The organism is Keratinibaculum paraultunense, from assembly GCF_016767175.1.
Classification (GTDB): Bacteria; Bacillota; Clostridia; order Tissierellales; family Tepidimicrobiaceae; genus Keratinibaculum; species Keratinibaculum paraultunense.
Genome location: NZ_CP068564.1, coordinates 1,810,345 through 1,823,046, shown reverse-complemented (window position 1 = coordinate 1,823,046; position 12,702 = coordinate 1,810,345). Strand labels below are relative to the sequence as shown.

Below are 12,702 nucleotides of genomic sequence, written 5' to 3'. Positions count from 1 at the left end.
ATCAAACTACATGAATTAATGATGAATTTTATTAGAATATTAGATCATACTAATAGTGCTATAATTGTCTTAAGAAGAAGGTGATACTGTGGAAAGAACTATTTCTTCAAGATGTAAATATATTTTAAAAGTGTTATTGGACTCAAATGAGCCAATAACTATAGGTAAGTTGGAGAAAATAGTCGGAGTATCAAATAAAACTATTTCAAATGATTTAGATCTATTAGAACATTGGCTAGCTTCTCATGGAGGTAAATTAATTAGAAAGCCAAATGTAGGAATATTACTGGAAGTTGATAATGATATTAAAATGAAACTTTATGATTTAGTGAATACAAACAGTTATTATTTACCCAATACTCCTGAGGAAAGGCAAAACTATATTTTGATGCGTCTATTGGATTTAAATGATTATATTACAATTCAAGATTTAGCAGATGAAATATATGTAAGTAAAAGTACCATAAATAGGGATTTAACTTTTATAGAACAATGGTTGAATACTGAAGGATTAAAGCTTATAAGAAAACCAAATAAAGGTTTAAAAGTTTGTGGTAGTGAAAAAAACATGAGATCTGCTATTGCAAGTTTATTGTCTAAAACAATAACTAAAAGTGAATGGTTAGAAGTTATCGAAGATTATAATGGGCATGTAGATTACTATATAAGCAAAGAAGCAAAGGATTTTTTTAGTTCAATTGATTTAAATATCATTGAACGTTCCATTAGAAAAATTGAAAGAAAGCTTCCATATAGGTTTTCTGACAGCGCTTTCACTGCATTGATAATTCATATTGCTATTGCAATTACACGAATAAATGCTAAGAAGGAGATTAAGCTTTTTCAAGAAACCATAGATGCATTAAAAGACAAACCAGAATATAAATTGGCTAAGGAAATTATAAAAGATTTAGAGCAAGAGTTCAATATAATATTTCCAGAAGCAGAGGCAGCATATATTACTATGCACATACTAGGCGGTAAAGTGCAACAAAATCTATTAGATGAAAATAATTTAGATGATTTAATTAAATTAAATATTGATAATAGATTGTTTTATACTTGTAAGATGATGATTGACAAAGCTTCAGAGATTTTAAACATTGAGTTATCCTATGATAGACAATTGTTAATGGGATTACTATTGCACATTCATTCAGCTATTAATCGATTGCTATATAATTTGCCAATAAAAAATCCTTTTTTAGAGGAAATAAAAAAATTATATCCTATTGATTTTGAAGCAGCATTATATGCATGTGATGTGATTAAAGATGAATATGATTTGGAAATGAATGAAGATGAAATAGCATATATAGCTATGCATTTTGGAGCAGCAAGGGAAAGATACTATCAAAAGGATTTTGAAAAATTAAAGGTTATTTTAGTATGTGGTAGTGGTTTAGGTAGTTCTCAATTATTAGCATCAAAATTAAGAAGAATATTCCCAGATTTAGATATTGTAGATATTGTATCTGTTATAGATTTAAAAAGAGTTTTAAAGGAGAAAAAGCCCAATATGATTATTACCACTATACCATTAATAAATTATGAATTACCAACTATTTTGGTAAATCCTTTTTTAGGGCCCAATGATATTGAAAAAATAAAAATGCATATAAATAAAGTCAGCTTAAATGATGAAGATAAACTGAATATTAAATCTGGAGAATTTAAAAAATTAATTGATAAAAGATTAATATTTCCAGATATGGATTTTAAATCAAAGGAAGAAGTTATAAAACACATGGTAAAAAGCTTACATGAAAATGGATATGTAAAAGATGGATACTATAAATCTGTTATGGATAGAGAAAAAGTATCTCCAACATCTTATGGGAATATAGCTATTCCTCATGCTTTTCCTGGATATGTGATTGAATCAAAAATTGCCCTATGTATTTTAAAAGAACCTATTGATTGGGATGGGAACAAGGTGGACATAGTTTTTATGTTGGCTATTGAAAATAAAAGAGGAGAAGTTTTAGATGAAATATTTGATCATATATATGAAATTATAGATGACAAGGAAAAAATAAATAAATTAAAATCAATAAAAAGCAAGGAAAAAATTGTTAAATTTTTAGTAGAAGTGGAGTGATTGTAGTGAATGCAAATGAATTAATAAATAAAAACTTGATTGACTTGAATTTATGTGCTGAAACAAAAGAAGAAGTAATAGAGAAATTAGCAAATATGATGAAAACAGAAGGAAGAATATTGGATTTAGATGAGTATATGAAGTCAGTATTAGAGAGGGAAAGCATAGGCACTACTGGAATAGGTGAAGGCATAGCCATTCCCCATGGAAAATCAGATACAGTGTGTAAGACTTCTGTTGCTATAGGAAGACTAAAAGAGGAAGTGGAATGGGATTCCTTAGATGGAAAACCTGTTAAACTTGTATTTTTATTAGCAGTGAATAGCAAAGATTCTAATAATATTCATTTAAAAATATTGTCAAGCATTGCAAGTATGTTAATGAATGATGATATTGTCAAAAAGCTATATAATGCGAAAAGCAATGAAGAAATTATTGATTTAATTAATGAAGGTATAAATATTGAAATGACAAAAAACAACTAGGAGGGAGGATAATATGAAAATATTAGCAATTACATCTTGCCCAGCTGGAGTAGCTCATACTTTTATAGCCAAAAGATCATTGCAAAAAGCAGCAAAGGCAATGGGACATGAAATAAAAGTTGAGACTCAAGGGGCAATGGGCATCGAAAATGAAATTACAGATAAGGATATTGAAAATGCAGATTTAGTAATATTTGCTGCTGATACAAAAGTAGATAAATCAGAAAGATTTGAATCATTATTTTGTTATGAAACTTCAGTAGCTGCTGCAGTTAAAGATGGTCAAGATGTTATAAAAAAAGCTATTGAAGCATTTAAAGTAAATAAATAAAAGGAGGTTTTACCATGGATAAAATAAAAAGACATTTAATGACAGGAGTTTCTTATATGATTCCTGCAGTTGTTGCAGGAGGAATATTACTTTCCATTGGTGTAATAATGGGAGAAGAAGGTACAGTAGCATCTGCCTTTGTAAAGGTTGGAGTATGGGCATTAAGTTTAATGGTTCCATTAATAGCAGGTTTTATAGCTTATTCAATAGCTGATAAACCAGGAATTGTTGTTGGGTTGGTTGGTGGCTTAGCAGCTAGAGAACTAGGCATTGGATATTTAGGAGGAATATTTGCAGGATTTTTTGCAGGATGGCTTGTTAATCAACTAAAGAAAATACCTGTTCCTGATGTAGCTGCTGTTATAAAACCTATTATGATTATCCCAGTATTAGGTGTAGGTTTAACAACTTTATTTGTTTATTTAGTTTCCATACCTTTGGCACCGCTTACAGTTAGTCTAGAAACTTGGCTAAAATCATTGCAAGGAGGCAGTTTAGCAATTTTAGGATTTATAATAGGTGCATTGATGGCATTTGATATGGGTGGTCCAGTAAACAAGATTGTACTATCATTTTGTTATGCAACATTAGCTGAGAATATTTATGAACCTATGGCTGCTTGTTGGGTAGGAATTATGACAGCTCCAATAGGACTTGCATTAGCTACAATTTTAGCACCAAATAAATTTTCAAAAGCTGAAAAGATGAATGCACTACCAGCTGCTATAATGGGTTCCCTAGGAATTAGTGAAGGAGCAATACCCTATGCGGTAGCTACTCCAATAAAAGTTATACCTTCCATAATGATAGGTTCTGGTATTGGTGGAGCATTAGTATTGGCTCTTGGAGCAAAATCTTCAATTCCATGTGCTATAGGAATTTGGGGATTACCTTTTATGACTCATCCAATTAGATGGTTAATAGGTTTTGCTGTAGGAGTTTTAGTAACAGCTATATTAGTAATTACGTTTAGAAAAGAAGAAGATGTAATAGATGGAGAAGATGAAGGATTTAATTTAGTTTAGTCTTAGAATAAAAGGAGAGTCGCATATGAGATTTCATGTTGTATCCCATACTCATTGGGACAGAGAGTGGCATAAAACTTTTGAACAGTATTTAGTTAGACTAGTTCAAATGATGGATAATTTAATAGAGCTTTTAGAAAAAAGAGAAGAATATAAATCCTTTATGTTAGATGGGCAAACTAGTGTTATAGAGGATTATTTAGAAGTTAGATCTGAAAATAGAGACAGATTAAAAAAATTAATTGAAAAAGGGCGAATAATAGTTGGGCCATGGTATATTCAACCAGATGAATTCATTCCAAGTGGAGAAGCACTAATTAGAAATATACTAATTGGAATGAGTATAGCTAATGAATTTGGAGGATCTATGAAAATAGGATATTTGCCTGATTCTTTTGGTCAGTCAGCTCAGATCCCTCAAATTCTTAGAGGTTTTAATATCACTGATGTGGTTATTTGGAGAGGAATTAGCGATGAAGATACAAATAGTAGGGAATTTTGGTGGAAAGCACCTGATGGTTCAAAAGTAATGGCTCATTATTTGCCATTAGGTTATGAAAATGCAAAATGGTTAACTTTGTCTGGAGAAAGAAATGATAAAGTTGTCAAAGAAAATATTTGTAAACAAAAAAGCATAACAGACACTGATGAAATACTTTTATTATGTGGATACGATCAAAGACCTGCAAAACCAGATTTACCAGAAATAGTCGAATCTTTGAACAGGGATTATCCAGAAGATGAGTTTTTTATTTCTAATTTAGAAGATTATGTGAAAGAAGTAAGAAAAACTTGTAACAATATCCCTATATTGTCTGGAGAATTTAGAAAAGGTAAACATATGAGAGTTCACATGAGTATTGCAGGTACAAGATTGGATATAAAAAAATTAAATCATCAAACTGAGGCATATTATGAAAAATATCTAGAACCCATATGTTCTTTATCTCATATTTTAGGTTATCATTATGATAATAGTTTGATAAATAGAGGATGGAAGTACATTATACAAAATCAAGCTCATGATTCTATTGGGAATGTATGTACAGATGCTACTCATAAAGAAATGGAAGTAAGGTATATGAAAGCCTTGCAATTAGGTCAACCTATGTTAGAAGATGCTATAGAAAATATAGTAAAAAATATTGAATACAAAATGGAAGATGCCAAACCTTTGGTTGTATTTAATACCCTACTAACTCCTAGAAAAAGCATTGTGTTTGCAGATATCCTTTTTAATACTAATAGATTTGGGCTAATAGATAACAATGGCAACAATATACCATATCAAATAATTGAAGAAGAAGTGGTTAATTTAAATGACTATGCAATAGAGAGTCATTTTGCTGGGAAAAACAAGGAACAAAAGATGTATAAATTGAAAATTGCATTTGAAGCTGAGTTAGATGGCATTGGTTTTAGAACCTATTATATTAGAGAAGATATAAAAAATACTTTACTAAAGGATCCAATAATATATGATGATTTAAGATTAGAAAATGAATATATTATAGTTAAAGTAACAGAAAAGGGAACTTTAGTTGTAACTGATAAAGAAACTAATGAAACTTTTGAAGAACTGTTGCTTATTGAAGAAAGAGGTAATGGAGGAGATGAATATGATTATTCTCCACCAGTAAATGATAGAATTTATTATTCAACTGCAGGAAATTTTGAAAGTTTAGAGGTAATATCAAATGGACCCATATATGGAAAGATAAGAGTTAACTTAAAATTTAATTGGCCTAAATTTACAAACCAAGAAAAAAGATCTGATGAATTAGAATCCTGTAGGGTAAGTCATGAAATAATATTAACAAAGGGTTCAAAGCGAATAGATATAAGTACTAAAATTGATAATAGAGTATACAATCATAGAATACGAGCTTTATTCCCTACTAGATTAAATACAAAAACTCATATTTCAGATCAGCAATTTGGTGTACTAAAAAGAAATAACATGTTTGAAGGATATGAAGATTGGATAGATGAAAATTGGCAAGAAAAATATTATCCAATTTATCCTCAACAAAAATTTGTAGATGTAATGGATGATAAAATAGGTTTTGCAGTATTAAATAAGGGGCTTCCTCAATATGAAATATTAAATGGCAGTGAACCTACTATTGCTTTAACTCTTCTTTCTGGAATTGATTATATGGGTAAAAGAGATTTAGTGAATAGACCTGGAAGAAGATCAGGACTTCATATACCTACTCCTGATAGCAATATGATTGGCAAGTATGAAATGGAATATGCAATTTTACCTCATAAAGTAGACCAGTCAGTTCATAATATAGCTGAAGATTATAATTATGGAATGTTTGCAGTAGAAGGAGATAGGGAAAAAGAAAAATCAATTTTAGCAGATGAATTTTATCTAATTAAAATAGATAATTCATTAATAGGGACTAGTGCTATAAAAAAGTGTGAAGATAGTGATGATTTGATATTAAGGATTTTTAATTCTTCTAATGAACCAGTATATGATATTAATGTTTACCTAAATAATGATTATGTAGAAGATGTATCCATTGTAGATTTTAGTGAAAAAGAGTTAGAAAAAGAAGGAAAAATTATTTATGATAGGAATATGGTAATTAAATCTATGAATCCCAATGAAATTATTACATTAAAGATTTGTTTAAAGAGATAATATTATTATATTAAAAGTATATTAAAAGAGCTAGTCTTTAGGATTAGCTCTTTTTTCTCATAAAGTATGTATATTATAGAAACACAAAAGGAGGCTAATTATGTATCCACTAAAATTTGAAAATATATATTTTGAGAAAGTATGGGGGAGTCAGGCTTTATCTGCTATTAGAGACAATATTCCTCAAGGGGGAATAGGTGAGAGCTGGGATGTAGCTTGTCATGAAAAGGCAGTGAGTATTGTGGCAAATGGGAAATACAAGGGCAAGAGACTGGATGAGTTAATTGAACAAAAACAGGAACTACTTTTAGGTAATAAATTGGTTGGGAGGAAATTCCCATTGTTGATTAAGCTTTTAAGTCCAGGGGACAGGTTATCAGTTCAGGTTCATCCTGATGATGAATATGCAAAAAAATATGAAAATGGGGAATTAGGAAAAACAGAAGCTTGGTATATAGTAGAGGCAAAAGAAGATGCGTATATAATATTAGGAACCAATGGGTGTAGCAAAGAGGAGTTTAAAAAAGCCATAAAGGATGGAACTGTAGAAAAATATATGAATAAAATAAATGTGAAAAAAGGGGATGTATTTTATTTAAAAAGTGGACTTATTCATACTATGGGACCAGGAATGATTGTAGCTGAAATTCAGCAAAATAGTGACACCACTTACAGAGTATATGATTATGGTAGAGGTAGAAAAACCCATATAGAAAAAGCATTAGATGTTATTAGATTTGATTATGAGGGTAAGAGAAGGGAAGGTTTATTAGTAGAAAAAGATGGCTATAATAAGATTTATTATTGTTTAAGTGAACATTTTTCTTTAGAAGTTTATGATATATTTAAAAATGTTATGGAAAAAAGTGATGAAGATAGGTTTTATATACTTACAGCGGTAGAAGGAGAAGGAATAATTTATTATAATGAAGGAAAAGTTGGCTTTAAGAAAGGAGATAGTATCCTTATACCAGCTGCTTTAGGGAAATATACTATCCAAGGAGATTGTAGATTGATAAAGAGTTATGTACCTGATGTAAAGACTGTTGAGGAAGAAATTTTAAATATTATAAGATAAATATGCAGAGGAAAAGGATAAAATTGGAAATATTGCTGCTAAAGAAATAGAAAATGGGGATACCATAATCCTAGACTCAGGAACTACTACCTGGCATGTACCTAAATATATTGAAGCAAAAGATATAACTATAAAGGTAATTTTAGATGCAGTTGAAGGAGTATTATTGTATGGAGTTGCTATAGTAGTAGGAGCTATTGTAACAGCATTTATGTTAGGAAATTTAAAGAAGCCTATAGAAAGTAAATAGAGATAAACAATATTGCCCAGGAAGGAAGTACTAGATTATTATAATATTGTGGCTATAAGGTAATGGTGTGAGAATTAATTAGTGGGCGTTATATGTATTCAAGACAACATTAGATTAATAAAATAAAGGATGCTTATAGAAATTTCTATAAGCATCCTTTATTTTTGAGATTAATAATTTAAAATATTTAATTTTTTATCTAATTTTATATAAAACTAAAAATCGGAATGTTGTAAATTTTTATATATGATAAACTATATAATAGGTACATTTTTATCATAGAAAGGGGGAATAGTTTATGGAAATATTAAAATTAGTAGGTGAAGAAGGAGAATATGACATTGATAAAGAAATTGTTGAAAAATATAATATAAAACCAGGGGATACATCACCATTTACAGGATTAAAAGTAGTAAGTGCTGGTAAGATTAGTAAAGAGGAATTAGCAAATATGGAATTGTTTGTAGAAGAATTTGATAGAAGTTTAATAGAAAATATAGATATAGAAGAAAATAGAGAAAAAGCCATAGATATAATATTGGAAGATAGGATAAATATGATCAATAAAAACATAGAAATGGGAAATATAGGTTTCGGTTATACCTTTATACTTAGAGAGCTTTTCTATCCAGAAGATTGGGATTATCTATCAGATAAGGTAGGGAATTGGCAACTGGGTAGAGTTTTTAGCAATAAAATAAAAACAGGTAAATATCCCATTGAAAGAATAGAAAATGATAGCCAAGGCTATGCTCAATATATGATTAGAACTGACTAAAGTTCATGCATCAGGGACGGATCTTTTTGCATTTTTGGTATAGAAATTTATAAAAACATATAGGGGAGACAAAAGTTCTCCCCTATTTACTATACCATGGCTATATTACATATATTGGCAAACAATTGTACCAGTGAACATATATATCCCCATTTAGAATAATTCTATCGGAATATGGAAACATATCCGTCCAAAGCTGGTCGTAGCCTTTTTTATATCGCCAATCAAATCTATTAAATCGCCTGAAAAGCACTACCTTACCTTCGGTATTTATATAATTCTCTACTAGTTCATTGTGGCTGTTGAAGTAGATTTGTCTTATGGTATCATATTCTTTGTTGCCGATCTTAACTAGATATCTACCGACTATGTCGGAATTATGAGTATCTATATGCTCTTTGGAGAGTTCTCCCTTTTCATTACATTCAATAGTACCTTTTCTTTTCTGAAGTAGTTCTTCACCACAATTGTTTTCTCCAAATCCCCAAAAACTGAGGAAATCGTCATCTAAAAAGGTGGATATTTTCTTAATTCCATTAGAATAATATATGGCTGCTATTGTTTGTAAATGTGTATCTGTAAGGCGTTCAAACATTGTAAATCCATATGTGCTTCCATCTATTCCAACTTCTTGTTCTTCTATTTCTACACATTCTACTCCATGGATGATAGCTTTTCCTATGACCTTTACAGTAGTTTCACTAGATTTTTTCATTGTAGGATAGTTATCGAAATCATAGGTAGCAAAGCTTGACTCTTCACCTAGACGAGGGATGATAAACCATCCTATATCCTGTTCACATTTGATTTCAAATTCTTCCAAATTAGATTTAGTTATAGTAATCTCTGGCATAATCTGTGGAAAACTTGAGTTTTTCATTATACATTCCCCTTTCATATCCGGTGGATATGGATATATTTCTTTGAAGTTTTGCCTAGCCGTATATAGTCTACTCTTTACTGTACCAACTGGAATATTGAGCATGGAAGCAATGCTTTTTTGGTCCATACCTTTGATATAATGCATAGTCAATATCTTTTTATCTTGATCACGAAGGTTTTCTAGGGTATCATCTACTGCGTCTTTGACTGTTATTCCAGCTCTGCTATAGGATTTTTCATAATAGTATATATTATCTATTGGTATTTCTAGTACTTTAAGCCTGTTTCTATAATAATCATTACATTTATTAGCAGCAATGGATAGCATCCAGGATTTAAATTTTTCCTTAGATTTTAATTTATCGAAGGATTTATATCCTGTAATTAATACCTCTTGTAATATATCCTCAGCATCATATTTATTTGGCATTTTATAATAAATAAAGCGTTCGATGGAATTTTTGCAGTTATTTAGCAGCAAAACAAATTCATCATTATCCATATCATCACCTCCCATTCTTTACATTAAATACGACTTCACCCTTATAGACGTAAAAAAACAATGAAAGGTTCATTTTTAAAATATTATAGCATACATTTGTATTCACGTATTGAATATATTATTATACGAATAAATATAGTAAAGTGAAGATTGTATAGAAGGAAGGGATAAATATGAAATATCCGCCCCGGCACTAACTTACTAAGTTATTTCTGGGGTAGTGGGATGTTTCTCACTATCCCATTATTTTTCGTCTACACCTTCGGTATTTATATAATTCTCTACTAGTTCATTGTGGCTGTTGAAGTAGATCTGTCTTACGGTATCATATTCTTTGGTGCCGATCTTAACTAGATATCTACCGACTATGTCGGAATTATGAGTATCTATATGCTCTTTAGAGAGTTCTCCTTTTTCATGTCTAGTAAGGATAATTTCCCTATTGATAATCTATATAATTTTGTTTTAAAATATATGTATTGGGTATCATTAACTAAGGGACTATTTTTGAGTCCCTTATTTACTCATATATTTACACATACAGAAAAATATACTGTTCCATGGAGGGGATAAGATATGTATTTAGTAGATAGAGATGTATATGCTTTTATAAAACCTTCATTTGATGCTCATACACTGGGATTGACTACAGCTGCTGAATTATTAAAAGATTGTGGTTATAAGGTAATAATTGCAGATGAAGTTATTTCAAAAGTTATGGATAATATAAATCACGAACCAAATCAACAGCGAATTTTAAATTGGATTATTGAAAATAAAATTACCCACATTGGAATAAGTTATAGATTAGATGAAGATGATGCAGTAGACCTGGTAGGATATCTTATGAATAGATTAAGAAGCGAAAGTATGTTAGATTACCAAGGCGGTCCTATTAAATCTGTATTTTTTGCAGGATTACCTCGTGCATGTGAAGTAATAAATGAGGTGCATAAAGGATTTGTAAAAACATTTAAAGGTGGAGAATCTATAAGAGAAACTTTACACAAAATGGGAGTTCCTGAAGAAAGAATTCCTAAACATATATTAGAAGGAAGTAGATATGATGATATTAGAATGGAATTTGGTGAGGATATAATCAAGTCCCAGAACTATGATTTTTTTAAACCAGTAGATAGAGCTACTTATCCAGAATATGGGACTTTTAATGATACAGTTGAAAAAAGGCTTGTAGCACAAAAATCAGGTCCTTTTGTACCATTGATGCGTGCTCATGCAGGTCCTTATTCATCTTCCATGACTAGAGAAGAAGCTATAAAGCTATTTATGTCTTGGGCAAAATATTTAGCTGAAACTGGATATTTAGACATTTTATCCATTGGAACTTCTCAATTAACTCAATCAAATTTTGGGGAAGATTGGGATGATAAACCTAATGGTGGAGGAGTACCTATAAATTCTCCTGAAGAATATAGAATGATTTGGGAAGTTTCTAGACCTTTATTATTGAGAACCTATGCTGGAACAAAAAATATACCAGAATTGGCAAGAATATATGAAGAAACCATAAATATATGTTGGCATGCTTTATCTTTATGGTGGTTTAACAAGCTAGATGGGAGAGGTCCTTATGATTTATACACCAATTTGCAGCAACATATTGAAACTTTAAAATATGTTGCAACAACAAATAAACCTTATGAGCCTAATGTATCCCATCACTTTGCATTTAGAGGAGCAGATGATGTAACTTATATAATATCAGCTTATTTAGCTTCAAAACTTGCAAAAAAATTGGGAATTAAAACTCTTATATTACAAAATATGTTAAATACACCTAGATTAACATGGGGGATTCAAGATTTAGCTAAATCTAGAGCTATGCTTACTTTAGTTAAAAGTTTAGAGGATTCTAATTTCAAGGTTATATTACAGCCTAGAGCAGGTTTAGACTATTTCAAACCTGATTTAGAAGAAGCTAAAATTCAATTAGCAGCAGTTACAGCCCTTATGGATGATATAGATCCTCATGATGAAACTAGTCCTCCAATTATACATGTGGTTAGTTATTCAGAAGCCTCCCATCTTGCAACGCCAGATATTATAAATGAAAGTATAAAAATTACTCAATATTCACTACAAGAGTATAGACGATTGAGAAAAGAAGGCAAAATAGAAGATATGAGTAGAAATGAAGATGTTTATGAAAGAATGATAGAACTTATAGGCTCTGCAAAGATTATTATTGATGGAATAGAAAAATATGTAGATAATCCTTATTCAGCAGAAGGATTTTATAAAATATTTGCAGCAGGTTTTTTACCTGTACCTTATCTATGGGGAGAAGTAGATGAATTTAAATATGCTAAAGGATTAAAAACAAGACCTGTAAGAGGTAGTGTAAAAGTTGTAGATGAGGAAGGCAATATTATGAGTGCTGAAAAAGTAGTGGATTATGCTAGAAGTAACTTAGAAGAAGTAGAATATATATTTAACCAAAAATATCGTGTGGGACAGTAAGGATGGTTTTTACTGTCCTATTATTATTGCCTATAAAAAAAATCAATAAATTGATAATTAATATCATAAATATCAATAATCATATATTTTTCATACTTCAAATGTTATAATCTAGGCTGAATAAAATATATAA

Annotated in this window: 10 protein-coding genes; 9 read left to right on the top strand and 1 reads right to left on the bottom strand. The window is 30.2% G+C overall.

Annotation, left to right across the window (positions count from 1 at the left end; translation table 11 throughout):
- Nucleotides 1–88: 88 nt before the first annotated feature.
- The 8 genes from JL105_RS08835 (at nucleotide 89) to JL105_RS08800 (ending at nucleotide 8,704) form a co-directional block, all read left to right on the top strand.
- On the top strand, nucleotides 89–2,101 hold the full coding sequence (locus tag JL105_RS08835) for a BglG family transcription antiterminator (RefSeq protein ID WP_132027534.1): 2,013 nt from the start codon (nucleotides 89–91) through the stop codon (nucleotides 2,099–2,101).
- Between the two features lie 5 nt (nucleotides 2,102–2,106).
- Nucleotides 2,107–2,586 carry a PTS sugar transporter subunit IIA gene (locus JL105_RS08830; RefSeq protein WP_132027532.1) on the top strand — a complete coding sequence of 160 codons (480 nt, stop codon included), beginning with the start codon at nucleotides 2,107–2,109 and terminating at the stop codon, nucleotides 2,584–2,586.
- Nucleotides 2,587–2,599: 13 nt separating this feature from the next.
- Nucleotides 2,600–2,917: a PTS fructose transporter subunit IIB gene (locus tag JL105_RS08825; RefSeq protein WP_132027530.1), complete on the top strand. Its 318-nt coding sequence runs from the start codon at nucleotides 2,600–2,602 to the stop codon at nucleotides 2,915–2,917.
- Between the two features lie 14 nt (nucleotides 2,918–2,931).
- Nucleotides 2,932–3,942 carry a PTS fructose transporter subunit IIC gene (locus JL105_RS08820; protein ID WP_132027528.1) on the top strand — a complete coding sequence of 337 codons (1,011 nt, stop codon included), beginning with the start codon at nucleotides 2,932–2,934 and terminating at the stop codon, nucleotides 3,940–3,942.
- A gap of 25 nt (nucleotides 3,943–3,967) precedes the next feature.
- Nucleotides 3,968–6,598, top strand: a complete 2,631-nt coding sequence (locus JL105_RS08815) for a glycoside hydrolase family 38 N-terminal domain-containing protein (protein ID WP_132027526.1) — start codon at nucleotides 3,968–3,970, stop codon at nucleotides 6,596–6,598.
- Between the two features lie 100 nt (nucleotides 6,599–6,698).
- Nucleotides 6,699–7,676: a mannose-6-phosphate isomerase, class I gene (gene manA / locus JL105_RS08810; RefSeq protein WP_132027524.1), complete on the top strand. Its 978-nt coding sequence runs from the start codon at nucleotides 6,699–6,701 to the stop codon at nucleotides 7,674–7,676.
- A 22-nt stretch (nucleotides 7,677–7,698) separates the two neighbouring features.
- Entirely contained in the window at nucleotides 7,699–7,926 is a 228-nt protein-coding gene (locus JL105_RS11700; protein WP_132027624.1) for a hypothetical protein, read from the top strand.
- Nucleotides 7,927–8,224: 298 nt separating this feature from the next.
- On the top strand, nucleotides 8,225–8,704 hold the full coding sequence (locus JL105_RS08800; RefSeq protein WP_132027522.1) for a hypothetical protein: 480 nt from the start codon (nucleotides 8,225–8,227) through the stop codon (nucleotides 8,702–8,704).
- A gap of 100 nt (nucleotides 8,705–8,804) precedes the next feature.
- Here JL105_RS08800 and JL105_RS08795 read toward each other — a convergent pair whose 3' ends face one another.
- The gene (locus JL105_RS08795) at nucleotides 8,805–10,088 is read right to left on the bottom strand and encodes an RNA polymerase sigma factor (RefSeq protein WP_158280011.1); all 1,284 of its coding nucleotides are present in this window, start codon (nucleotides 10,086–10,088) and stop codon (nucleotides 8,805–8,807) included.
- 576 nt (nucleotides 10,089–10,664) lie between these two features.
- Between JL105_RS08795 and JL105_RS08790 the strand changes: the two genes are divergently transcribed.
- Nucleotides 10,665–12,569: a cobalamin-binding protein gene (locus JL105_RS08790; RefSeq protein WP_132027518.1), complete on the top strand. Its 1,905-nt coding sequence runs from the start codon at nucleotides 10,665–10,667 to the stop codon at nucleotides 12,567–12,569.
- Nucleotides 12,570–12,702: the final 133 nt, after the last annotated feature.